Below are 24,211 nucleotides of genomic sequence, written 5' to 3'. Positions count from 1 at the left end.
GAAGACTGAGGATGTCCCATGACCGACTCCGGCCACACCGGCGGCTTCCGCGAGTTCGCCTCTCACTCGGCCGGCGCGGTGGTCCTGGTGTGCGGGCTGTTCTTCCTCCTGTCTTTCATGTACCTCGGAGGCACCGCGGACCCCCAATCGCACGCGAGACACATCCCCGTGGCGGTGGTGGACTCCGACCGCGGGGCGTCGTTGGACACACCTATAGGTGCGCGTGACCTCGACGTGGGATCGCAGATCACCGCCGGACTGCTCCAGAACAACGACTGGGAGAGGATCCGGCTCCACGTGGTGGACCCCGAGGCGGCGGAGGAGGGGCTGCGGGACGGGTCGTACTTCGGGGTGGTGCGGATCCCCGCCGAGCTCAGCGAGCGGGTGGTCGGTCTCGTCGAGGCCGCGGCCACCGAATCAGGGGACACCGCGGAGCCCCCGCCGCCCGCCCGGATCACGCTGGAGTACTCACCCCGCGTGTCGATCGTCTCGAGCCAGGTCATGTACACGATGGCGGAGGCGATGCACGAGTCGTTCCGCGAGCGGATGGGGGATCAGCTCCTGTCGCAGTCGGAGTTGCTGGCCGAGGCGGAGGGCCGGACGGTCGGCGCCGCGGCGGCCCTCGCGCTCGGGGACCCGGTGGGGATCGACGTGACGGCGTGGAACCCGCTGCCGGACGGGGTGTCGAACGCGTCGCTGCCGATGTTCTACGCCCTGATCGTGATCCTGGCGGGCTTCACCGGAGCGATGATCATCTCCGCGCTCCTGGACGCCCGGCTCGGCTTCATACCCCTGGAGATCGGTCCGCTGGCGCTCCACGTCCACGTGGCCCCGTTCGGCCGGCTCCAGACGCTGGCCCGCAAGTGGGTGGTGACCCTGGTGACGGCGCCGCTCGTGTCCGGGCTGTGCCTGTTGGTCGCCGACATGATCGGGGTCACCGGGTACGACCCCTGGCACATGTTCTGGTTCTCGAATCTCGTGATCGTGGCGGTGGGGGTGTGCGCACACACGATCATCGCCGCGATCGGCAACGCCGGCCTGTTGGTCAACCTGGTGCTGTTCGTGGTGCTGGGGATTCCCACCTCGGGTGGCGCCACGCCCACTCAGATGCTGCCCCAGGTGTTCATCGCGATCGGAACCCTCCAGCCGATGCACCAGGCCTACCTCGGACTGCGTTCGATCATGTTCTTCGACTCGAGCTGGGATGCCGGCCTCGGGCACGCGGTCTGGGTCCTCGGTGGCTGGGCCGTGGCGGGCCTCCTGGCGGGAGTGGTGGTCACCCTGCTCTACGAGCGGATGGGGATGAGGCGCCAGGCCGTCGCCGACAGGGTGCCGGCGAACCGCCGCGCGGACGACGGTCGCTCAGGCGGGTTCGTCCGTCCGGGCCGCACTGTAGGGGTCGCGGATACGCCCGCGACTGGCCTCGGAGAGTCGGGGGAGATCGTGGAACGAGACCCCGCCCATCGGGAGTGAGTCCTCCGAGGTGGTGACCAACCGGGCGAAGCCGTTCTTGGGGAACATCACACCCTTGACCCGGTCCCAGGGCACGGATGACCTCGACCGCCACGACGACAGGTGGACGCCGTCCTCGTCCACCCTGGTCCTGGTCCGCGCGACCCACCAGGCGAAGCCCGCGGGAAGGAGTACGAGCCACCCGAGGGCGACGGGGTAAGCGGTGACGGGCCAGACGATCGCCACCACGAAGATCGCGATCACGGCGTAGGACATGGGGTTGACCCGGAAGAGTGTCCGATCGGTGGGCGTCGACTCCGGGTGGGGGGTTCTGAAGGGGGCGCTCATGATGTGTTCCACTGTCTCACGGTCCACTATGTGAGATCGATGTTCCACGAGTTGACGACGTCGACGGCCGGGGCCTAACCTGATCGCGTGAACACCTGGAACGGTCTAGTACTCGGCCGGCGCGTCGGCGCCTGAGCCGCTACCTGGCTTTCCGTCGACGCGCACCCTCGCCGGCCCCCGTGGCCGTCGGGGGTTTTTTGTTGCCGGGTTCCCCTGGTCCCACCGGACCGGGTGCGGCGACGAACGTCAGCTCCACGACCAGCATGAAGGACAGTTGAAGTGAGCGCACCAACGGCACAGCCCGGACCCCGTCCGGGTGCAGAGAACAAGGCCCGGTCCGCGGCCCCCGAGCGGATGACGGGCGCCCAGGCGGTCGTCCGGTCTCTCGAGGAGATCGGCACCGACGTCGTCTTCGGCATCCCCGGCGGCGCGATCCTGCCCGTCTACGACCCCCTCTACGACTCGGTCAAGGTCCGACACGTGTTGGTCCGGCACGAGCAGGGCGCGGGCCACGCGGCGACCGGCTATGCGCAGGCCACGGGCAAGGTCGGTGTCTGCATGGCCACCTCGGGTCCCGGCGCCACCAACCTGGTGACCCCCCTCGCGGACGCACAGATGGACTCGGTGCCGATCGTGGCGATCACCGGGCAGGTCGGCACCGCACTCATCGGCACGGACGGCTTCCAGGAGGCCGACATCTCCGGCATCACCATGCCGATCACCAAGCACAACTTCCTCGTCGCCCACGGCGAGGACATCCCGCGGATGATGGCGGAGGCGTTCCACATCGCCCAGACCGGTCGTCCGGGTGCGGTGCTGGTGGACATCCCCAAGGACGTCCTGCAGGCCGAGATGACGTTCTCGTGGCCGCCGGAGATGAAGCTGCCCGGGTACCGGCCGGTGACCAAGCCCCACGGCAAGCAGATCCGGGAGGCCGCGCGACTCATCGCGAAGGCCAAGCGGCCGGTCCTGTACGTCGGCGGCGGCGTGATCAAGGCCGACGCCTCCGCGGAACTGCTCGCGTTGGCCGAGCTCTCGGGCATCCCGCTGGTCACCACCCTGATGGCGCGCGGCGCGTTCCCCGACTCGCACCGCCTGCACTACGGCATGCCCGGTATGCACGGCACGGTCGCCGCGGTGGCCGCCCTCCAGCGGTCGGACCTGCTCGTCACCCTGGGTGCCCGGTTCGACGACCGTGTCACCGGCCAGCTCGACACCTTCGCCCCCGAGGCGAAGGTCATCCACGCGGACATCGACCCGGCTGAGATCGGCAAGAACCGTGCCGTCGACGTGCCGATCGTCGGCGACATCAGAGAGGTGCTGATCGAGCTCGTCGAGACCCTGCGCGGCGAGCGCGACTCCGGGGCGCTGGTCGAGCCCGCCGACTGGGTGGCCCAGCTCGACGAGCTCCGCTCCGAGTTCCCGCTCGGATACGGGCCGCAGTCGGACGGCTCGCTGTCCCCGGCGTACGTGATCGAGCGCCTCAGCGCGGCCGCCGGCCCCGACGCCATCTACTGCGCCGGGGTGGGGCAACACCAGATGTGGGCCGCACAGTTCGTCAAGTACGAGAAGCCGCGCACGTGGCTCAACTCGGGCGGGCTCGGGACCATGGGGTACTCGGTCCCCGCGGCCATGGGGGCCAAGTTCGGCCGCCCGGAGGCCGAGGTGTGGGCCATCGACGGCGACGGGTGCTTCCAGATGACCAACCAGGAGCTCGCCACCTGTGCGATCGAGGGCGCGCCCATCAAGGTGGCCCTGATCAACAACGGGAACCTCGGCATGGTCCGCCAGTGGCAGACGCTGTTCTACGACCAGCGCTACTCGCAGACCGACCTGTCGACGCACTCGATGATCCCCGACTTCGTCAAGCTCGGCGAGGCCCTGGGTTGTGTGGCGTTCCGCTGTGATCGGGAGGAGGACGTCGACGAGGTGATCGCCAAGGCCCGCGAGATCAACGACCGGCCGGTGCTCATCGACTTCATCGTGGGCAAGGACGCGCAGGTGTGGCCGATGGTCGCGGCGGGTACGTCCAACGACGAGATCATGGCGGCCCGGGACATCCGGCCGCTGTTCGACGACACGGAATCCGCTGCGGACGACCCGGTGGAGCTCCACGAGGCGACCGAACGGATCGACGCCGCGGTGCTCGCCGCGCAGGAGGAGGACCAGTGACCGCTCGTTCCCACACCCTGAGCGTTCTGGTGGAGGACAAGCCGGGCGTGCTGGCACGCGTGGCGTCGCTGTTCTCCCGGCGCGGGTTCAACATCGAGTCCCTGGCCGTCGGGCCCACCGAGACCGACGGGCTCTCCCGCATGACGATCGTCGTGGCCGTCGAGGACTTCCCGCTGGAACAGGTGACCAAGCAGCTCAACAAGCTGGTCAACGTCATCAAGATCGTGGAGCAGGACCCGGCCGGATCGGTGGCCCGCGAACTCACGCTGGTCAAGGTCCGCGCGGACACCACCACCCGCGGCCAGATCGTCGAGATCGCCAGCCTGTTCCGTGCCCACGTCGTGGACGTCTCCCCGGAATCGGTCACGCTCGAGGCCACCGGCACCCCGGACAAGCTCGACGCGCTGTTGCGCATGCTCGACGGCTACGGGATCCGGGAGATCGTCCAGTCCGGCATGGTCGCGTTGGGACGCGGCCCCAAGTCCATCACCACCACTCGATAGTCTCGACTTCTATCACCAACACGAAGGGAATCCACCATGGCAGTGGAGATGTTCTACGACGACTCGGCGGATCTGTCGCTGATCCAGGGCCGCAAGGTCGCCGTCATCGGTTACGGCTCGCAGGGGCACGCGCACTCGCTGAGCCTGCGCGACTCCGGCGTCGAGGTCGCGATCGGTCTGCGTGAGGGCTCCAAGTCCCGCGCGAAGGCCGAAGAGGCCGGCCTCAAGGTCATGACCGCCGCCGAGGCCACCAAGTGGGCCGACGTCATCATGCTGCTCGCCCCCGACACCTCGCAGGCGCAGATCTTCACCGAGGACATCGAGCCCAACCTCAACGACGGCGACGCGCTGTTCTTCGGCCACGGCCTCAACATCCACTTCGGCCTCATCACGCCGGCAGAGAACATCACCATCGCGATGGTCGCCCCCAAGGGTCCCGGCCACCTCGTGCGTCGCCAGTTCGTCGACGGCAAGGGCGTCCCGGCACTCATCGCCGTCGAGCAGGACCCGAAGGGCGAGGGCGAGGCGCTCGCGCTGTCCTACGCCAAGGCGATCGGCGGCACCCGCGCGGGTGTCATCAAGACCACCTTCAAGGACGAGACCGAGACCGACCTGTTCGGTGAGCAGGCCGTGCTGTGCGGCGGCACCGAGGAGCTCGTCAAGACGGGCTTCGAGGTCATGGTCGAGGCCGGCTACGAGCCCGAGCTCGCCTACTTCGAGGTGCTCCACGAGCTCAAGCTGATCGTGGACCTCATGTACGAGGGTGGCATCGCCCGCATGAACTACTCGGTCTCCGACACCGCGGAGTTCGGCGGCTACCTCTCCGGCCCGCGCGTCATCGACGCCGGCACCAAGGAGCGCATGAAGGCGATCCTGTCCGACATCCAGGACGGCACCTTCACCAAGCGCCTCGTGGCCAACGTCGAGGGCGGTAACTCCGAGCTCGAGCAGCTCCGCAAGGAGAACGCCGAGCACCCCATCGAGGTCACCGGTCAGAAGCTGCGCGACCTGATGAGCTGGGTCGACCGGCCGATCACCGAGACCGCCTGAGACCCCTGTAGGGTCCATCGGGATCTCTCACCCCGATTCGAGGAGGACCGCCGTGCGCCACATCAGTCGAGGTGTGGGGGCGGCGGTCCTCGCCGTTTCCCTGGTGGCCTCCGCCTCGGCGTGCGCCACCGACTCCGCCACCGACACCGAGGGTGACGCACCCGGGATCGCCGCCGCGGAGGTCGACGGCGACCGGGTGGCGGTGGACGCCGACGGTTCCGGGGTCGAGACGACCCGTCTGCTGGTCGAGTCCGCCCCGGTGGTCGTGGTGGCGGCGCCGGACGAGGCCGCCCAGGCCCGCGCCGCGTCGGTGGCCGTCGGACTGCGCGCGCCGATGCTCACCGCCGTGGACGGCGGTGACGATGCCCTGTCGGAGGAACTGGACCGTGTGGGTGCGGAGCGGGTGCTGCGGGTCGGCGAGGTCGCTTTCACGCCGGACGACGGCGAGGTGGTCGACGCCCCGACGGGCCGCTCCGGCTTGGAAGAGCTGACGGGGATCACGTTCGACTCCGAGCTGGAGGTCCCTGCGGACCGCATCGACGACGTCACGGTTCATCAGGCCCCGGGATCGCCGTCGCTGATGGTCTCGGGAGAGGTCACCGCCGGCGGCGAGCCGGCGGCAGGGGTCGAGGCGTTCTCCGCGGGCGGCCCCGCCTGGACAGCGGACGAGGCCCCCCGCGTACTCGTGTACGACCGGACCCCGGTCGCCGCCGTGGCGACCGCTGTCGCCAGTGGCGCGGCGGTGTCGCACCTGCGGATCCCGGACCCCCGGGTGGACGGTGGATCCGTCGATGCCGTCGAGGACGCGGACGCCGTCGTCGCCCTCGGTCCCGGGTGGGGGACCGAGCAGGACCTGGCCGACCGGGTCGAGGCCGCGCGCACCGTGCCCGAACTCCCCGGCGGGGGACAGCTGCTGTTCCCCGGCCGTCGGTTCGTCGCGGCCTACGGATCACCGATCACCCCGACACTGGGCATCCTCGGCGAGCAGGGGCCGCAGGAGAGCGTGGCGCGCGTGGAGCAGCTGGTCGACGAGTACCAGCCGTACTCGCCGGAACCCGTCATCCCGGCCTTCGAGATCATCGCCACCGTCGCCTCCACCGAGCCGGGGCCGGACGGCAACTACACCAACGAATGGGGCCTCGAGGAGTTCACCCCGCTGGTCGACGCGATCACCGAGGCGGGTGGCTACGCGGTGATCGACCTGCAGCCCGGTATGGCGGATCTGCTCGACCAGGCCAAGCTCTTCGAAGAGCTGCTCACGCGGCCCAACGTGGGTCTGGCCCTGGACCCCGAGTGGAAGCTCGAGCCCGGTCAGCAGCCCGGAGCGCAGATCGGCAGCGCGAGCGCCGACGAGATCAACCGCGTCACCCGGTGGCTCGCCGACCTCACCCGCGACACCGGGGGACCGCAGAAGCTGCTCATCCTGCACCAGTTCTCCATGGCGATGATCACCGACCGCGACCGGATCGACACCTCCCGGCCCGAGGTCGCCATCTCCCTCCACGCCGACGGACACGGCACCCCGGACCTGAAGTTGGAGACGTGGGAGGTGCTGCAGCAGGGGTTGTCCCAGGACATCTGGATGGCGTGGAAGAACTTCTACGACGAGGACACGCCGACGTTCACGCCGGAGCAGACGATGGCGGTCGAGCCCCGACCGTGGTTCGTCTCCTACCAGTGAGCCGACCCGTCACCCGCCGATGATCCGGTCCGCGACGTGCTGCCCGGCCATCCCGTGGACGCCGGGGCCCGGGGGCGTGGATCCGGATGCGTGCCACACGCCCGGCACGCCGGTGGCGAAGGGGTCGACACGGGGGACCGGACGGGCGAGGAGTCCTCGGAGGTCGACCCGACCCGCGGCGATGTCGCCGCCGGCGTAGTTCGCGTTGTGCTCGCCCATCCGGGACGCGGGCGTACACCGGGTGGCCACCACGACATCGCGGATCCCGGGCGCGACCTCGTCCAGCGCGGTGAGCACCTGCTCGGTCTGGTCCAGATCGGAATATGCGGGCACGTGCGCGTAGGTCCACAGCGGCCGTCGACCGTCGGCGGCGACGCGACCCGGATCCGTCACCCACGGCTGGGAGACCAGCACCATCGGCCGGGCCGCATGCCGGCCGGCCGCCACGTCGCGTTCGGCCGCCGCGATCTGCGCCGAATCGCCGCCCAGGTGCACGGTGCCCGCGCCGGCCAGGCGCGGATCGCGCCACGGCACCGGGCCCGACAGCACCAGGTCCACCTTGGCGGCGGCCCCGCCCACGGGAGCCTCCGTCAACGTGCGCGCCCGCCCGGCGACGGCCGGCGACGGCGAGGACGCCAGGAGGATCTCGCCGAGGATCCGGGAGGAGGTGTTGAACACCACGTCGCGGGCGTCGATCTGCGCGAGCGAACCCACCCGGAACCCGGTACGGATCTCGCCGCCCGCCTCCCGGAGAGCGTCGGCCAGCGCCGCGGTGATGGCGCCGCTGCCCCCCACCGGCAGGGCCCACCCGAGTGGGGAGTGCAGGAGGGAGCCCAGGACCAGCCCGACAGCGGTCGCGGCCGGGGAGGTCAGCGGGGTGATGGCGTGGGCCGAGATCCCCGACAGCAGCGTGCGCCCGTCCCGTCCGAACGGATCGGCCAGACCCCCGCGGGGATGCGCCCGGACGAAGGCCGCGGCCAGCGCCGCCGTGGCCGCCACCGGTGGGATCGACCGCTGATCGGACAACGCGGCGGACACGACCTCGAGTGACCGCTCCGCCGCCGGCCCCATGACCCGCCACCACGCACGTGCCTCCGCCTCGGACCCCAGGCCCTCGGCCAGGGCCCCGCGAGAGGGGTCGGACGGCACGACTATCGCGTCGCGCCCTCCGAGCGCGTGGGCCAGTTGCACCGGTGGTGTCGCCAACTCGACACCGTGGGCGTCGAGGTCGAACTCCCGGAAGAACGGGGCCGCGCCGGCCATCGGGTGGACCGCCGAACAGGGGTCGACCACCAGGTCCGCGCCCAGATCATGGGGCATCCCGTCCATGGGGAGGGTGCGGCAACCGCCCCCGATCGTGTCCTCGGCCTCGAGTACCACCACCTGCCGGCCCGCGCGGGCGCACAGGAGCGCTGCCGCGAGCCCGTTCGGTCCCGAACCCACCACCACGACATCGGCGCGCACGGGTCCGGACGGGCTCACTCGAACACCGCCAGGCCGTAGGTACGGCGGAGCTCCTCGAGCAACTCCTCCTGGGCCAGGGCCTGGTCGGCCAGCCCCTCGAGGACGCGTCGGGTTCCGGAGCCACCCGGCTCGTCGTCGTCGATCCCCGAGGGCCCGTCCGCCACCCACGAGTCCGACAGCAGCTCCCACATGGAGCGCTTGGCCACCACGAGGGTGCGCAGCGCCTCCAACACCCCGAGTCGGGAGAGAGGATCGCTGAACACCGGCCCGACGGGAAGCACGGAGAGCGTGATGCCGGACGACAGGCGCAGCAACCGTCGGCCCGGGGTCCCGATGGGGGTCAGCCGCGACAGCAGCCCCGCAGCGGTGTCCATCTCCTCCTCGAACTGGGCCCGCAGGGGGAGCAGGCGGACCCGGTCCCGCTCGTCCACCGCGCGGATACAGTGGTCGAGGAGACTGCGACCCACCGCCGCCCCGTAGAGGTGGACCCGCAGGTAGGTGGCCACGGCGGTCGGACCGCGGGCGGGAGCCAGGACGGGCAACCAGGGGTTGGGCAGGCGGACCGGGAATCCGGTCGTCCGGGGCGTTCGCGGCATGGTGATCCATTCGTCTGGCGTCGCTCGGGTCCGGCGGTGACATCAGCCACGGTAGGCGTCGGTGGCGACCCCGGCCACTGGTCGGGGGTGGGGTGCGGTGGCCTAGACTGGCAGTGCCAATTTTGACACCGAGGAGATCCCACTGTGACAGCATCCGGACGTCCCGTCGTCCTCATCGCCGACAAGCTCGCCCAGTCGACCGTCGACGCTCTCGGCGACGCCGTGGAGGTCCGTTGGGTGGACGGTCCAGATCGCGCGAAGCTCCTGGAGGCGGTACCCGACGCCGACGCCATCCTCGTCCGGTCAGCTACGACGGTCGATGCCGAGGTGCTCGCCGCCGCGCCCAAGCTCAAGATCATCGGACGCGCCGGCGTGGGCCTGGACAACGTCGAGATCCCGGCCGCCACCGAGCGCGGTGTCATGGTGGTCAACGCCCCCACCTCCAACATCCACTCCGCCGCCGAGCACGCCGTCGCCCTGCTGATGGCCGCCTGCCGCCAGATCCCGGCCGCCGACCGCACCCTGCGTGAGCACACGTGGAAGCGCAGTTCCTTCAACGGTGTCGAGCTGCTCGGCAAGACCGTCGGTGTGGTGGGCCTCGGACGGATCGGCCAGCTCGTGGCGCAGCGTCTCGCGGCGTTCGAGACGAACCTCATCGCCTACGACCCCTATCTCCCGGCCGCCCGTGCCGCCCAGCTGGGCATCGAGCTCGTGGACATCGACGAGTTGGTCTCGCGCGCGGACATGATCACGATGCACCTGCCCAAGACCAAGGAGACCGCCGGGCTGTTCGATGCCGCGAGGTTGGCCCGGGTCAAGGACGGCGTCGTGATCGTCAACGCCGCCCGCGGCGGTCTGATCGAGGAGGACGCACTGGTCGAGGCACTGAAGTCCGGCCGCGTCCGGGCGGCCGGACTGGACGTCTTCGACACCGAACCGTGCACCGATTCACCGCTGTTCGAGCTCGAGAACACCGTGGTGACCCCGCACCTGGGCGCCTCCACCAGCGAGGCTCAGGACCGCGCGGGCACCGATGTCGCCCGTAGTGTCCTGCTGGCACTGCGCGGGGAGTTCGTCCCCGACGCCGTCAACGTCTCCGGTGGCCCCGTCGGCGACGAGGTCGCACCCTGGCTCGACCTGGTCCGCAAGATCGGCCTGATGGCCGGTCACCTGTGCCCGGGTGTGCCCACCACGGTGCGGGTGGATGTGGCCGGTGAGCTCGCCTCCGAGCAGGTCGAGGTCCTCGGACTTGCCGCCCTGCGGGGGATGTTCTCCGCGATCACCGACGAGCCCGCCACCTTCGTCAACGTCGGCCAGATGGCCGAGCAGCGCGGGGTCACCCACTCGGTGGAGACCCGTAGCGAGTCCAAGTCCTACCGCAGCACCGTGACCGTCACGGCGGTCGCGGCCGACGGGGCCCTCGCGAGCGTCACCGGTACGCTCTCCGGTCTGGACCAGGTGCAGAAGATCGTGCGGATCAACGAGCGCGGTTTCGACATGCGCGCCGAGGGCCAGAACCTCTTCGTCCACTACTCCGACCGGCCGGGCGTGCTCGGCAAGGTGGGCTCCATCCTCGGGGGCGAGGGAATCGACATCCAGGCCGCCGCACTGAGCCAGGACGCCCACGGCGAGGGTGCGTCTCTCATCCTCCGCGTCGACCGCGCGGTGGCGGAGCCGACCGTCGACCGGATCGTCGCCGAGCTCGACGCCACCGCCACCCAGATCTCCCTGGCCTGAGTGGATAGGGACCGGTGAAGAGGAATACGGAGATCATGAAGCTCGCAGTCATCCCCGGTGACGGTATCGGTGTCGAGGTCACGGCCGAGGCGCTCCGGGTGCTGGACGCACTCGTCCCGGGTGTCGAGAAGACCGAGTACGACCTCGGGGCGCGGCGGTACCTGCGCAACGGGGAGACGCTGACCGACGCGGACGTCGAGAGTCTTAAGGGGCACGACGCGATCCTGCTCGGGGCGATCGGTGACCCGCGGTCGGTGCCCGCCGGCGTCCTGGAACGCGGCATGTTGCTCCCGCTGCGGTTCGCGCTCGACCACCACGTCAATCTGCGACCCTCGCGGCTCTTCCCGGGGTCGGCCACCCCGCTGAAGAACCCCGGCGAGATCGACTTCGTGGTGGTTCGCGAGGGCACCGAGGGCCTGTACACCGGTAACGGCGGGGCGATCCGTGTGGGCACCCCGCACGAGATCGGCACCGAGACCTCGGTCAACACCCGCTTCGGAGTCGAACGCGTCGTCCGCGACGCGTTCGCCAGGGCCCGCTCGCGGCGCGGCAAGCTCACGCTGGTGCACAAGACCAACGTGCTGGTCAACGCGGGCGGACTGTGGCAGCGCACCGTCGACGAGGTCGCGCCGGAGTTCTCGGACGTCGAGGTGGACTACTGCCATATCGACGCCGCGACCATCTACATGGTCACGGACCCGTCGCGCTTCGACGTGATCGTCACCGACAACCTCTTCGGCGACATCATCACCGATCTCGCGGCCGCCGTCACCGGCGGTATCGGCACTGCGGCATCGGGCAACATCGACGCCTCCGGCACGAACCCGTCCATGTTCGAACCCGTCCACGGGTCCGCGCCGGACATCGCCGGTCAGGGCAAGGCCGACCCGACCGCCGCCATCCTGTCCGTGGCGCTGCTGCTGCGCCACGTCGGCAGGACCGACGAGGCCGAACGCGTCGAGACCGCCGTCGAGGCCGACCTGGGTTCGCGCGGGGACGGTCCCGTCGTGACCTCCGAGGTCGGCGACCGCATCGTGTCGGCGGTGACCACCTAGCGGGTCGACCGGACCTGACGCCACCGCGGCCCGCGGGTGTGAATCGCGTGAAGCGGATCACACCGCGGGTCGCGGGCGTACAGAGTGGACGTATGGACGTCGAACTCGCCGAGGTGAGGGATTTCCTCGCCCGCTGCGCCCCTTTCGACGAGCTGACGGATGAGCAGCTCGACCGGATACCGGCGCGGCTCACCCAGCGGTACCACCGCCGGGGGACCGTGATCCTCGAGGCGGGCGCCCGGAACGACACCCTGCACATCATCCGATCCGGCGCGGTGGAGGTGTGCGACCCGGACGGGGTGCTGCTGGACGCCCGGGACGAGGGTGACTGCTTCGGCTACTCGACTCTCACCCGCGACGGCCCGTCGCGCTACCGGATGGTGGCGGTGTCCGACACCCTGCTGCTCGAGATGTCCCGCGAGGTCTTCGACGACCTGGCTACCGAGCACCCGCGGCTGCGCCATTTCTTCGGTGAGCGCAGCGATCGGATCCGTCAGGATCTCGCCTCGGCCAGGCTCGACGCCGCGGGAGGGGACGCCCTGGGGACACCGGTCGGGGAGCTGCTCGCCCGGGACGCGGTGACCACCGGCCCCGAGACCACCATCCGCGACGCCGCGCAGCTCATGACCGACCGCCGCGTGTCCGCGCTGCTCGTGGTCGAGGCCGGGCAGGTGGTCGGAATCTTCACCGATCGCGATCTGCGCTCGAAAGTGGTGGCCACTGGAGGGGACACCACGGCCGCGGTGTCGACCATCATGACCCCGGACCCGGTGTCGGTCGACGCTGGTTCCCGCGCGTTCGACGCCACCCTCCTCCAGATCGACCGCGGCGTCCACCACCTGCCGGTCTGCGAGAACGGCGTCCCGGTGGGGATGGTGACCAGCGGAGATCTGCTCCGGTTGGCCCAGACCGATCCCGTCTACCTCGCGGCTCGCATCTCCCGGGCGCCCGACACGGACGGTGTGGCGGCCCTGGCCGCCCGGCTACCCGCGCTGGTCGGGGAGTTCGTCCGTCGAGGCACCGCCCCCCAGGACATCGGACGCGTCATCACCGCCACCTCGGACGCCGCGACACGCAGGTTGATCGCGCTGGCGGAGAGCGAACTCGGACCTCCGCCCGTACCGTACTGCTGGGTCGGTCTCGGCTCACAGGCCAGAGGCGAGCTCGGGGTGGCGAGCGACCAGGACAACGCGCTCATCCTCGACGACGCGGCGGCGGGGGTGCAGGGGGCGGACCGGTACTTCGCCGCGCTCGCGGATCGCGTGTGCACCGGGCTCGATCGCGCCGGTTTCCCCCTGTGCCCCGGCGATGTCATGGCCACCAACCCGGTGTGGCGCCGTACGTGCGACGAGTGGGAGCAGCGGGTGGGGGACTGGGTGCGGGCACCCGGGGCCGACGCCGTCCTGCACTCGCAGGTGTTCTTCGACATCCGGCCGGTGCACGGCGACACCTCGCTCTTCCTGCGGGTGCGCCGGGAGATGCTCGTCCGTTCCCAGGGCAGCCCCCGTTTCCTGGCACACCTGGCCCGCATCGCCTGTGACTGGCGCCCACCGCTGGGGTTCTTCCGCGGGCTGGTGGTGGCGCGGCGGGGCGAGTACCGCAACACCCTGGACCTCAAGGCGGGAGGAATCGCCCCCGTGGTGCAGATCGCGCGGTTGCACGCCCTCTCGGCCGGTCTGGACGAGGTCTCCACCCTCGGCCGGCTCGATGCCGCGGCCGGCGCCGGAGTGATCGCGCGCGCCGATGCGGAGGACCTGGGCGAGGCCTTCCGGTTCCTACGCGGACTCGCGTATCGCCATCATGCGCGCCAGATCGCCGACGACGATCCGCAGGACAACCACGTGGATCCCGGCACCCTGAGTTCCGCAGACCGGCACCGGCTCCGGGCGGCCTTCCGGATCATCGCCGGGGCGCAGGGCGCACTCGCCCTGAAGTACCGGGTCGGGCAGATGTGATGCGCGAGTGGTTCACCGGTGCGGGCCGCAGGCGCCGCGCCGCACGGCGCCTTCCCGAGGGGCCTCTCCGGCACTACCTCGAGACGCCGCCACCGGGGCCGTCGACTCCTCTCGGTGAGCTACCACTGCTGGCCGTGGACGTGGAGACCACCGGGCTCGAGCCACGCCGTGACAGGGTGCTGTCGGTGGGGTCGGTGCCGGTGGACGGTGACCGGATCGTCCTCGGTGGTGCGGAGTCGATGCTCCTGCGGGGAGCGCACGCGGAGGATGACGACGGCGTGGGGCAGAGTGCCACGCTCCACGGCATCACCGACGACACCGTGGCGACCGGTGTGGGCGGGGACGTCTTCCTGGACCGGATCCTCGGGGCGTTGGCCGGGCGGGTGCTCGTCGCTCACTACAGCCGTATAGAAACGGATTTCCTGGCGTCGTTGTGCTTCCTCCACCACGGTGTCAGACCCACCTTCGTCGCCGTAGACACGCTCGAGCTCCACCGCCGGGTGCTCGGAGCGGGCATCGACAGGGGCTTCGCCCCGGAGTCCTCCCCGGACCGGTTGCGGCTGTGGAGCGCCCGGGAGCGGTACGGCCTGCCCCGATACCGGGCGCACGATGCTCTCGTCGACGCCCTCGCGTGCGCCGAGCTGTACCTCGCCCAGACGGCGGAGCTACACGACCGCGGGGTCAGGACCCTCCGGGATCTGCGGACGACATAGGATCGCGGGTATGCGTCTCGCCCGTATCGCCCACCCGCAGGGATTCGCCTTCGTCGAGGTCCGTGGGGACATCGCCGATCCGGCCGCACTCACGTGCGCCGAGATCTCGGAACACCCCTTCGGTACCCCCGAGTTCACCGGCCGCGAATGGCCGTTGGCAGACGTCCGCCTGCTCGCCCCGATCCTCGCCTCCAAGATCATCTGCGTGGGCAAGAACTACGCGGAGCACGCCGAGGAGATGGGATCCGAGGCGCCCGCGGAACCACTGATCTTCCTCAAACCCAACACCTCGGTGATCGGTCCGGAGGCCGCGATCGCGTACCCGCCGAGTTCGGAGCGGGTGGACCACGAGGGGGAGCTCGCCGTGGTGATCGGCCAACCGTGCCGTGACGTCTCGGCCGCCCGTGCCCACGAGGTCATCCTGGGCTACACCTGCGGCAACGACGTCACCGCGCGGGATCAACAACTCTCGGACGGGCAGTGGACCCGCGGCAAGGGCTACGACAGCTTCTGCCCCCTCGGCCCGTGGATCGTCACCGACCTCGATCCCAACGGCCTCGACGTGCGCACCACGCTCCACCACGCCGACGGGACGTCGGAGGTGCGTCAGGACGGCAACACCTCGCAGTTCATGCACACCGTGGGTGAGATCATCGAGTACGTCAGCAGGGTCATGACCCTCCTGCCGGGCGACGTGGTGCTCACGGGCACCCCGGCCGGTGTCGGCCCGATGCTCCCCGGGGACCGGGTGACCGTCGAGATCGAGGGGATCGGTGCGCTGACCAACCCCGTGGTGGACAGGTAGGTCCGCTCCCGACCCGGCCGGTCACCGGGCGCCGGGTCAGACGGCGCCCAACGCCGTGAGCACGGTGCGGAGCTTGGCGGCCGTCTCGGCCACCTCGTCGTCGGGGTCCGAATCGGCGACGAGTCCCCCGCCCGCCCAGGCGATCGCGCCGGAACGGTCGGCGTCTATCTCGGCGCAGCGGATGGTGACCATCCAGTCGCCGTCGCCACCCGCCTCCGCCCACCCGACCGCACCGGAGTAGAAGCCGCGTACGCCCTCGACGCCCGCGATCACCCGACGTGCCTCCTCTGTGGGGGTTCCGCACACCGCGGGGGTGGGGTGTACGGCCAACGCCAGGTCCAGGGCGGTGGTGCGGGGGTCGGCGACGCGTCCCCGGATCCGCGTTCCCAGATGCCACATCTCCCGGGTCGAGGCGAGGGAGGGCCGGGCGGGGATGTCCAGGTCGCGGCACAGGGGGGCCAGCGCCTCCGCGAGGGAGTCCACCACGAAGGAGTGTTCGGAGGCGTCCTTGACCGACTCCCTGAGTGCACGACCCGAGGCCTGGTCCCGCGCCGGGTCGGTTGATCGCGGGGCCGATCCGGCGAGGGGATGGCACTCCACGATGTCGCCGCGGCGTCGCACGAGCAGTTCCGGGCTCGATCCCACCAGCACGCGACCGGCGTGGTCGCCGCCCGCGGGGGAGAGGTCGACGAGGTAGCCGTCGGCGGACGGGCTCGAGTCGATGAGGGCAGCGCACACCGCGTGGGGGTCGATGGACTCCTCGGCGACCAGGCGCACCGCGCGGGCGAGCACGACCTTGTCCAGACCGCCGGCCCGGATCCCGGCGACAGCCGTGGCAACCCGATTTCGGTGGTCCAGGGTCGGTGGGAGCTCCTCGGTGACGTGTGCACGGGTGCGGATCGACCGGAAGTAGGCGGGGGGCTCGAGGGGGCCGTCGGTGCGGACCACGATGTCCGGCTCGACCAGCGCCGCCGGGGCATCCGGCTCGAAACCGATCGCACCGACCACCAGACCGCAGGCACCGGACCGGAGTGCCAGCGCCGCGTCGGCCGGGTCGGTGAACACTCGGAGCGACCCCTGCGTCCGGAGCGAACCCGTGTGTCGGGAGAGGAGGAAATCCGGTGCGGTGACCGGCCGGGCGGCGTCTGGGAGGGGCCCTGACGCCACGGCTCGCCCCCTTCGCTCGTCGGCCGTGGGCCACGCTCGGACGGCGGCCACGGGTACCCGGCCGATCCTAGGCCGGTCCTCCGCGGGGGCGCGAGCCGGCACCGTCACTAGGATGGACGACATGACCGCCTCAGACATCCGAGTCCGCTTCTGCCCGTCGCCCACCGGAACGCCCCACGTCGGCCTCGTCCGGACGGCCCTGTTCAACTGGGCCCACGCGCGGCACACGGGCGGGGCGTTCGTCTTCCGCATCGAGGACACGGATGCCGCACGCGACTCGGAGGAGTCCTACCAGGCCCTGCTCGACGCGCTCCGGTGGCTCGGACTGGACTGGGACGAGGGACCGGAGGTGGGGGGACCGTACGCGCCGTACCGGCAGTCCGAACGACGGGACCAGCACCTCGAGGTGGTGCGCAGGCTCGTCGAGGCGGGGGAGGCGTACGAGTCCTTCTCGACCGCCGAGGAGGTGGAGGCACGCCACCGTGCGGCCGGACGCGATCCGAAGCTCGGATACGACGGGTTCGACCGGGATCTCACCGAGGAGCAGAAGCAGGCCTACCGTGACGAGGGCCGGGGCGCGGTGATCCGTCTGCGCATGCCGGACGAGGACCTGGGTTGGAACGACCTCGTCCGAGGCGAGACCGTGTTCAAGGCCGGTACCGTTCCGGACTTCGCCCTCACCCGGGGCAACGGGATCCCGCTGTACACCCTGGTCAACCCGGTCGACGACGCACTCATGAAGATCACCCACGTCCTGCGGGGCGAGGACCTGCTCAGCTCGACCCCCCGGCAGATCGCGCTCTACCGCGCGTTGACACGGATCGGCGTGGCGGACCGGGTTCCCGAGTTCGGGCACCTGCCGTTCGTCATGGGGGACGGCAACAAGAAACTCTCCAAGCGGGACCCGGAGTCCGACCTGTTCCTGCACCGCGACCGCGGCATGCTCCCCGAGGGCCTGCTCAACTACCTCGCGCTGCTGGGCTGGGGGCTGTCGGACGACCGCGACGTGTTCTCGCTCGGCGAGATGGTGGACGCCTTCGACATCCGCCAGGTCAACTCCAACCCGGCTCGGTTCGACCAGAAGAAGGCCGACGCGATCAACGCCGAGCACATCCGGCAGTTGGCGCCGGAGGAGTTCGCACGGCGTCTGCGGGAGTTCCTCGAGGCCCACCCGTCCGAGGACGGCCTGACACTGCCCGAGTGGTTGGACGGCGAACGTTGGACTGTCGTGGCGGAGTTGTTGCAGACCCGCATCGTGGTCCTGTCCGACGCGTGGGGTCTCATCCACTTCCTGGTGGTGGACGATGCGGGGTTCACCGTCGACCCGCAGTCGGCCGCCAAGAACCTCAAGCCCGAGGCCCGTGAGGTCGTCGACGCCGCGGTGGCCGCACTCGAGTCCGTGGAGGAGTGGACCACTCCGGTGATCGAGGCGGCACTGTCCGGGGCGCTGGTGGACGAACTGGGGATCAAGCCGCGCAAGGCCTACGGGCCGGTGCGGGTCGCGGTCACCGGATCGCACATCTCGCCTCCCCTGTTCGAGTCGCTGGAACTACTGGGTCGGGAGGCCACCCTCTCCCGTCTCCGTGCTGCGCCGATCGCGGAATGACCAGGCGATTTGCTATTCACCCTTGGTGATTTGATAGTCTCTTCGAGGTCGCCCCGCACGGGGCGGACAAGTGAATACAGTGGCCTATGGTGTAATTGGCAACACAGCGGTTTCTGGTACCGTCGTTCTAGGTTCGAGTCCTGGTAGGCCAGCTGAGCGTGTCACCGCGCTCGCTGCAGTGGATCCCTCGCGGATCCACGTCCTGAGCCCCCGTCGTCTAGCGGCCTAGGACGCCGCCCTCTCACGGCGGTAGCGTGGGTTCGAATCCCATCGGGGGTACAACTACAGACGACAGCGCCCGGAGCAGATCTCGCTCCGGGCGCTGTCGTCGTATGGTGGCTCCTCCCACGCGTTCAGGCCGAGGCCGACGCGAACGCCCCGTAGTCATCGGGGGCCGGACCGGGACCGTTCACACGGCCCCGACCCCGCAACCGCATGAGTTGACGTGCGTGATCGTCGAGGGCGCGGTCCTCGGCGGACACGGGGTCCCAGCGGGGTACCGGGGTGGGGCGGTGGTCGAGGCCCAGTGCCGCGCAGACGGTGAGGCAGTGCGTCGTGAGGACTCGTTCCGAGGACGTGGGATCGCCCGACCGGACGTGCACGGACACGTGGAGGGTCTCGTGGCCGGTGTGCAGGAGTCGCGCCTCGACCTCCACCACGTGCCCTATCCGCACCGGGTGGTAGAAGCGGACCCCGCCCGCATAGACGGACGTGCACGGGGTCCCGGACCACCGGGTCGCGCACAGATTGGCCGCGTCGTCGATCCAGGACATCAGCCGGCCGCCGTGGACGTTCCCACCCCAGTTGACGTCGCGCGGCGCGGCCAGGAACCGCAGTGTCGACCGGGGCGCGGTGCCGTCCTCCGAATACGTCTGGCGGGCCATGGCGTCCTCGATGTCCTTCCGGAGGGTGATCCGCATGACCGCCTCGTCCGCCTCGTGGACCTCCAGCCGTGACGCGGGTTCCCAGGACGGGACGGGAACGGGGACGCCGTCCCGGACGGCGATGAAGACGACGAGGCACTCCGCACAGTGGCGGTACTCCAGGGACACCGGATCGGCCGCCCGGACATCGCACTGGATGTGCATCGACGTGGTGCCCGTGTGGACCAGGCGCGCCGAGACCTCCACGAGCATCCCCGAGTGCACGGGTCTCGAGAAGCGCACGTTGCCGACGTACGCCGTGACGGCGTAGCCACCACTCCAGGCCGCGGCCTGCGCGTACGCCGCCTTGTCGAGCCACTCGAGAATGCGGCCGGTATGGACTTGTTCGCCCGTCCCGACGTCGGTCGGGGCGGCGAGGAAGCGGAGGACGGTCTCTCTGGTCATCGGCACCTCCGGCACGTTAATCACGGTGCGTTGCAGCACGGTTGCCGCGCGTGTTGAACACGTGACGAGATTCTCACCCGGCTCGAGCCGGGCGGTGAGCACCCGGGCCCGTCAGTCGACCGTCTCCTTGAGCGCGTCCTCGCGGATGAACAGCAGCAGGACCGTGGCGAGCAGCAGTAGCGGCACCACGACGAGGAAGATCGGCACCAGGGCGTCGTTGTACGACCCCACGATCGCGTCGTGCAGAGGGCCGGGCAGGCCGGCGAGGATCTCGGGGCTCATCGAGTTGGCCGCTCCGGAGCCGTTCGCGAACGACTGCGCCACCTCGGCTCCCTCCGGCCCCATCCCGGCCGCGGCGGCGGGGATCCGTTCTCCCATGAGGTCGGCCAGGCGGCTGACGAACAGGGATCCGACGACCGCCGACCCCAGCGTCCCGCCGATCTGGCGGAAGAAGTTGTTGGACGCGGTGGCGGTCCCGACCATCGACACGGGGAACGAGTTCTGGACGATGAGGACGAGCAGCTGCATGCACAGGCCCAGACCGAAGCCGAAGACGAAGAGCACGACCCCGAGGTGGAGCAGGGTGTCGGAGGCCTCGAGTGAACCGATGAGCCACAGGCCCACGGACATGATGATCGTCCCGGCCACCGGGTACCACTTGTAGCGGCCGGTCCGGCTCACGATGTTGCCCACGATGATCGAGGTGCCCATCATCCCGCCCATCATCGGCGTCATCATCAGGCCCGCGTCGGTGGGGCCCAGCCCGTGGACCATCTGGATGTAGGTGGGCAGGTACGTGATGGTCCCGAACATCGCGACACCGATGATGAGTCCGGCGGCGGTGGAGAGCGCGAAGTTGCGCTGCGCGAACAGGGTCATGGGGATCAGTGGATGCGGGGACCGGAGCTCGACCAGGACGAACGCCACCGCGCAGAACAGGAACAGCCCGGTGAGGCCGACGATCGCGGGGTCCGTCCACGCGTACCGGCGTCCGGCCCACGACGACACCAGGATGAGCGCGGTGGTGCCGGTGACCATGAGGACCGTGCCGGGCCAGTCGGTGCTGCGGCCGGTGCCGCGGTTGGGCAACCGGAGATAGAGAACGGCCACCACCAGGGCGAGCAGGCAGATCGGCAGGTTGAACCACAGCGCCCACCGCCAGCCCGGGCCCTCGGTGAAGAACCCGCCGAGGAGTGGACCGAGGATCGACGACAGCCCGAAGACCGCCCCCATGACACCCATGTACCGTCCCCGCTGTCGGGCGGGGACCACGTCGGCGACGATGGCCTGGGACAGCACCATGAGACCGCCCCCGCCCAGTCCCTGGACTGCGCGCGAGACGATCAGCACATCGATGTTCCACGAGAGCGCGCCGAGCACGGACCCACCGAGGAAGAGCAGGATCGCGGCGACGAAGAGCGGCTTGCGACCGATCTGGTCGCCGAGCTTCCCGTAGACCGGCAGCCCGATGGTCATGGTGAGGAGATAGACGGTGATGACCCAGCTCATCTTGTCCACGCCACCCAGGTCCGCGACGATCGTCGGCAACGCGGTCGCGAAGATCATCTGTCCCAGGGACACGATGAGCATCCCGAGCAGCAGGGAGGTGAAGACCAGCGGAACGTTGTGGGTGGCCGGGGTGGGCCGGTCCGGATCCCGGGTGGTCTCGGTGTGGACGCTGGTCTCGCTCATGAAGGTGTTCCCGTGTGCTCGGAGTGGTGGGTGACGCTGGGCTCGGTGACATTGGGCTCGGAGTCGGCGGGCCGGGTGACGAGGAGGGCGAGTTGTCGGAGCGCGGTCGCGCATTCGACGTGGAGGTTGTCGAACGTCGCCGCCTCCCTCGTCAGCCAGGTGGAGAACCCGAGGTTGGCCGAGGCCGCCACCAGGGCCACGCAGGCGCGGGCCTCCGCCTCGGCGGGCACACCGTCCAGGCTGCGCAGGAAGGGGTGCCGTCGGAAGTGCTCGGTGACGAGGTCCACCAACCGGATCTGGAAGCGGTACGACGCGGTCATCCGTGCCGCTCCGAGTTCCGGGTTCGCGCGGAATATCTCCCGTCGCCGATGGGCCAGGACCGCGGTCTGGGCGTCGTCCGCCACGCGCGCGGCCTCGAACGCGCCGAGGAAGAGGCGCAGCAGCGCACCGGGGACGTCGGGGTCGACCGCGTCGAGGAAGTCCGCGCGGTGGCCCTCGGGCACCTCGGCCGGCGGCGAACCGATGACGGCCGCCTCCTTGGAGGGCACGTAGTTGAAGAACGTGCGCTTGGACACCTGGGCCTGCGAGCAGATCTGATCCACCGTCACGCAGTCGTACCCGTGCTCGAGGACGAGCGAGGTCGCGGCGGTCTCGATGGCCACCATCGTCGAGCGCCGTTTGCGCTCGCGGAGGGAATCCGCATCGGGAGGGGAGGTCATGACGGAGAGCGTACCCGGAAAGTGCACTCGGTGCATATTTGCACTTGGTGCATGACGTCGGGCCCGACGATTTGGAGGTCGACAGGTCCGGCCGCTACTGTCGATGCGTACCAGGCCCCCGTCGTCTAGCGGCCTAGGACGCCGCCCTCTCACGGCGGTAGCGTGGGTTCGAATCCCATCGGGGGTACGTCAGTAGTTGTCCCGGTTCGTCGCGAGAGCGAGGAGCCGGGACATCGCGCATTTCGGGGCGCATTTCGGGGCGTGAGAGGATTCCGGCGTGAACTCACGCCGCGACGTCCTCCGCCTGGCGCTCGGCGCCGGACTCGGCCTCGCCGGCCTGACCGCGTGTGGCGCGGGCGGGGAATCGACGACGACGAGCCCGGCCGTCTCGACGAGTGACCCGCTCGCGCCTCCCGCCCCGGTCCGGACACCGACCGAGGACTCGCCGGTCCGGAGCCTGGGCACCCTCTCCTCCGCGGACCTGGACGTCGTACTCGCACTCGGGATGGAACCGGAGGTCGCGTGGGCCGCGGACGGGACGGGGCCCCGGCCCTGGCGCGAGCGGCCGTCCCCGCCGGAGCCCGACTGGGCCGGGTCGGGACCGCCCAGCCTGCGCTCGCTGCTGCTGTTCGGCGTCGACGCCTTCGCGCTCGCCGCCGCCGACGTCTCCGAGGCGCAGTTGCGCGGATTCGAGCAGCTCGCCACCGTCATCGTCGACCCCGACGGCCGGCCGGGGTGGCGGGAGCACCTCGACCTGGTGGCCGGTGCGGTCGATCGCGACCCGGCTCCGCCCGCGGCCGACACGGAGGATGCACTCGACGCGTGGTCCCGGGGTCAGCGGCGGCTCGGGGTCGAGGCCCTCGTCGTCGTCGTCGGTACCGGCGCCCGTCCCGACACCCCCGTCGCCACCCTCCAGGACGGTTCGCCGTTCGGCCGGGAGCTCCGGGATCTGGGCTTCGAGGTGATCTCCGATCCGGAGCCCGTCCCGTACCGCGAGCTGCGGCGGCCCGGAGTGCAGGTGGCGCGGGTGGATCCGCGCGACGGCGACCTGGTGGCGGCGGTACGTCAACCCAGCGTCACCAGCCTGCCGTGGGCGCTCGACCGGCTGGCGGACGGGCGTCGGCCGGCATAGGCGTCGGCTGGCATGGGCGTCGGCCGGCATGGCGAGCTGTCGCCGCCCCACGTCGGTTCGGGCGCCTCCGCCGGGGCGATCCACCTGCACGCTCGTCGCGATCTCGCGCAGTCCATCCGCGCGCGCGGATGTCGTGCCGCCGGTCGCGATGTACTCCCGCCCGCACCGCTGCGCGGGCGGGAGTGCATCGACAGGAGCGGCTGTGATGCGGGTCGACGGGTGCGCGCGCGGATGTCGCACTGCGCGTCAGCCCGGGGCGCGCCGCGCGGGAGGTCAGAGCCTCTTGTGGATCGCGTCCGCGGCGGCGAGCAGATCGGCCGCCCAGCGCACCCCCGGGCGTCGACCGATGCGGTCGACCGGGCCCGAGACGGAGATCGCGGCGACCACTGCGCCCGTCGCGTCCCGGATGGGCGCGGAGATGGAGGCGACCCCGGCCTCGCGCTCGGCCACCGACTGCGCCCAACCCCGCCGGCGCACCTCGGCGAGCTGCCGTTCCGTGTAGGCCGCGTCCACAAGGAGCGCGCGCTGGGTGGCGGGATCGGCCCACGCCGCCAGGACCTTGGCGCCGGAGCCCCGGCTCATCGGCAGGATCGCGCCCACCGGGACGGTGTCCCGCAGGCCGGTGGGGGGCTCGGCGGAGGCCACGCAGATCCGGTGGTCGCCCTCGCGGCGGTAGACCTGCACGCTCTCCTCGGTGGCCTCGCGCAGACGGGGCAGGACGGCGGATGCGGCCTCCGCCAGGGAGTCCGCCGCGTGCGCGGCGAGCTTGGCCAATCCGGGCCCGAGACTCCAGACACCGGCGTCGTCGCGGGACAGGAGCTGGTGGATCTCCAGCCCCACCGCGAGCCGGTGTGCGGTGGCCCGGGGGAGCCCCGTGCGCTCACAGAGGTCCGAGAGGACACACGGTTGCTCAGCCACGGCGTGGAGCACCGTCATGGCTTTGTCGAGGACTCCGATCCCGCTATACTGTCTCACAGTTCGACTATAGCGTCCTACATGGTGAGAATCTATCGGTTCAACGCCCGGGACGTGGACT

20 protein-coding genes and 3 tRNA genes are annotated in these 24,211 nt (G+C 70.5%); 15 read left to right on the top strand and 8 right to left on the bottom strand.

Translation table 11 applies throughout. The annotated features are described in order from the left end of the window. Positions 1-18: 18 nt before the first annotated feature. Positions 19-1,473, top strand: coding sequence for a YhgE/Pip domain-containing protein (locus NJE57_RS02140; protein ID WP_319026710.1), 1,455 nt, complete (start codon positions 19-21; stop codon positions 1,471-1,473). Here NJE57_RS02140 and NJE57_RS02135 read toward each other — a convergent pair. Next, entirely contained in the window at positions 1,363-1,800 is a 438-nt protein-coding gene (locus NJE57_RS02135) for a PH domain-containing protein (protein ID WP_319026709.1), read from the bottom strand. The genes NJE57_RS02140 and NJE57_RS02135 overlap by 111 nt on opposite strands. Before the next feature lie 279 nt (positions 1,801-2,079). On the opposite strand from NJE57_RS02135, the gene NJE57_RS02130 reads away from it, so the two are divergent. The 4 genes from NJE57_RS02130 to NJE57_RS02115 are packed head-to-tail and all read left to right on the top strand — an operon-like array spanning position 2,080 to position 7,206. Then, positions 2,080-3,972, top strand: coding sequence for an acetolactate synthase large subunit (locus NJE57_RS02130; RefSeq protein ID WP_319026708.1), 1,893 nt, complete (start codon positions 2,080-2,082; stop codon positions 3,970-3,972). Then, complete coding sequence (gene ilvN / locus NJE57_RS02125; protein ID WP_319026707.1) at positions 3,969-4,475, top strand: acetolactate synthase small subunit; 507 nt, start codon at positions 3,969-3,971, stop codon at positions 4,473-4,475. Before NJE57_RS02130 ends, ilvN begins: the two co-directional genes overlap by 4 nt. Before the next feature lie 36 nt (positions 4,476-4,511). Then, positions 4,512-5,525 carry a ketol-acid reductoisomerase gene (gene ilvC, locus NJE57_RS02120; RefSeq protein ID WP_319026706.1) on the top strand — a complete coding sequence of 338 codons (1,014 nt, stop codon included), beginning with the start codon at positions 4,512-4,514 and terminating at the stop codon, positions 5,523-5,525. Between the two features lie 52 nt (positions 5,526-5,577). Next, complete coding sequence (locus NJE57_RS02115; protein WP_319026705.1) at positions 5,578-7,206, top strand: hypothetical protein; 1,629 nt, start codon at positions 5,578-5,580, stop codon at positions 7,204-7,206. Between the two features lie 9 nt (positions 7,207-7,215). Here NJE57_RS02115 and NJE57_RS02110 read toward each other — a convergent pair whose 3' ends face one another. Both NJE57_RS02110 and NJE57_RS02105 read right to left on the bottom strand, forming a co-directional pair. After that, the gene (locus NJE57_RS02110; RefSeq protein ID WP_319026704.1) at positions 7,216-8,688 is read right to left on the bottom strand and encodes an NAD(P)/FAD-dependent oxidoreductase; all 1,473 of its coding nucleotides are present in this window, start codon (positions 8,686-8,688) and stop codon (positions 7,216-7,218) included. Then, a complete protein-coding gene (locus NJE57_RS02105; protein ID WP_319026703.1) occupies positions 8,685-9,266 on the bottom strand; it encodes a hypothetical protein in 582 nt (193 codons plus the stop codon). The genes NJE57_RS02110 and NJE57_RS02105 overlap by 4 nt, the downstream gene beginning before the upstream one ends. A 144-nt stretch (positions 9,267-9,410) precedes the next feature. Here NJE57_RS02105 and serA point away from each other — a divergent pair, with 144 nt between their 5' ends. From serA to NJE57_RS02080, 5 genes are all read left to right on the top strand, one after another. Continuing rightward, a complete protein-coding gene (gene serA / locus NJE57_RS02100; RefSeq protein WP_319026702.1) occupies positions 9,411-11,003 on the top strand; it encodes a phosphoglycerate dehydrogenase in 1,593 nt (530 codons plus the stop codon). 35 nt (positions 11,004-11,038) lie between these two features. Then, positions 11,039-12,058, top strand: coding sequence for a 3-isopropylmalate dehydrogenase (locus tag NJE57_RS02095; protein ID WP_319026701.1), 1,020 nt, complete (start codon positions 11,039-11,041; stop codon positions 12,056-12,058). 92 nt (positions 12,059-12,150) lie between these two features. Further along, complete coding sequence (locus NJE57_RS02090) at positions 12,151-14,013, top strand: DUF294 nucleotidyltransferase-like domain-containing protein (protein ID WP_319026700.1); 1,863 nt, start codon at positions 12,151-12,153, stop codon at positions 14,011-14,013. Further along, entirely contained in the window at positions 14,013-14,726 is a 714-nt protein-coding gene (locus tag NJE57_RS02085; RefSeq protein ID WP_319026699.1) for an exonuclease domain-containing protein, read from the top strand. The genes NJE57_RS02090 and NJE57_RS02085 overlap by 1 nt, the downstream gene beginning before the upstream one ends. Positions 14,727-14,736: 10 nt before the next feature. Beyond that, a complete protein-coding gene (locus tag NJE57_RS02080) occupies positions 14,737-15,531 on the top strand; it encodes a fumarylacetoacetate hydrolase family protein (protein ID WP_319026698.1) in 795 nt (264 codons plus the stop codon). A gap of 36 nt (positions 15,532-15,567) precedes the next feature. Here the strand turns inward: NJE57_RS02080 and NJE57_RS02075 are convergent, their stop codons facing one another. Further along, on the bottom strand, positions 15,568-16,698 hold the full coding sequence (locus NJE57_RS02075) for an isochorismate synthase (protein ID WP_319026697.1): 1,131 nt from the start codon (positions 16,696-16,698) through the stop codon (positions 15,568-15,570). Positions 16,699-16,819: 121 nt separating this feature from the next. On the opposite strand from NJE57_RS02075, the gene gltX reads away from it, so the two are divergent. The 3 genes from gltX (at position 16,820) to NJE57_RS02060 (ending at position 18,583) form a co-directional block, all read left to right on the top strand. Then, on the top strand, positions 16,820-18,304 hold the full coding sequence (gene gltX, locus NJE57_RS02070; RefSeq protein ID WP_319026696.1) for a glutamate--tRNA ligase: 1,485 nt from the start codon (positions 16,820-16,822) through the stop codon (positions 18,302-18,304). 80 nt (positions 18,305-18,384) lie between these two features. Beyond that, a tRNA-Gln gene (locus NJE57_RS02065) sits at positions 18,385-18,456 on the top strand. A gap of 54 nt (positions 18,457-18,510) precedes the next feature. Continuing rightward, a tRNA-Glu gene (locus tag NJE57_RS02060) sits at positions 18,511-18,583 on the top strand. A gap of 74 nt (positions 18,584-18,657) precedes the next feature. On the opposite strand, the gene NJE57_RS02055 is transcribed toward NJE57_RS02060, so the two are convergent. The 3 genes from NJE57_RS02055 to NJE57_RS02045 form a co-directional block, all read right to left on the bottom strand. Next, entirely contained in the window at positions 18,658-19,632 is a 975-nt protein-coding gene (locus tag NJE57_RS02055; RefSeq protein ID WP_319026695.1) for an acyl-CoA thioesterase, read from the bottom strand. Positions 19,633-19,743: 111 nt separating this feature from the next. Further along, positions 19,744-21,324, bottom strand: coding sequence for an MDR family MFS transporter (locus tag NJE57_RS02050; RefSeq protein ID WP_319026694.1), 1,581 nt, complete (start codon positions 21,322-21,324; stop codon positions 19,744-19,746). Further along, positions 21,321-22,043 (bottom strand): TetR/AcrR family transcriptional regulator, encoded by a 723-nt coding sequence (locus NJE57_RS02045; protein ID WP_319026693.1) that lies wholly within the window; start codon positions 22,041-22,043, stop codon positions 21,321-21,323. Before NJE57_RS02045 ends, NJE57_RS02050 begins: the two co-directional genes overlap by 4 nt. Before the next feature lie 114 nt (positions 22,044-22,157). On the opposite strand from NJE57_RS02045, the gene NJE57_RS02040 reads away from it, so the two are divergent. Further along, positions 22,158-22,230: transfer RNA gene (locus NJE57_RS02040), tRNA-Glu, on the top strand. A 90-nt stretch (positions 22,231-22,320) separates the two neighbouring features. Continuing rightward, entirely contained in the window at positions 22,321-23,175 is an 855-nt protein-coding gene (locus NJE57_RS02035) for an ABC transporter substrate-binding protein (RefSeq protein WP_319026692.1), read from the top strand. A gap of 273 nt (positions 23,176-23,448) precedes the next feature. Here the strand turns inward: NJE57_RS02035 and NJE57_RS02030 are convergent, their stop codons facing one another. After that, complete coding sequence (locus tag NJE57_RS02030; protein WP_319026691.1) at positions 23,449-24,150, bottom strand: IclR family transcriptional regulator; 702 nt, start codon at positions 24,148-24,150, stop codon at positions 23,449-23,451. Positions 24,151-24,211 lie beyond the last annotated feature (61 nt).

Source organism: Dietzia sp. PP-33 (genome assembly GCF_033790845.1).
Taxonomy (GTDB): Bacteria; Actinomycetota; Actinomycetes; order Mycobacteriales; family Mycobacteriaceae; genus Dietzia.
Note: the sequence above shows the minus strand (reverse complement) of the source record. Positions and strands in the feature narration are given on the sequence as shown.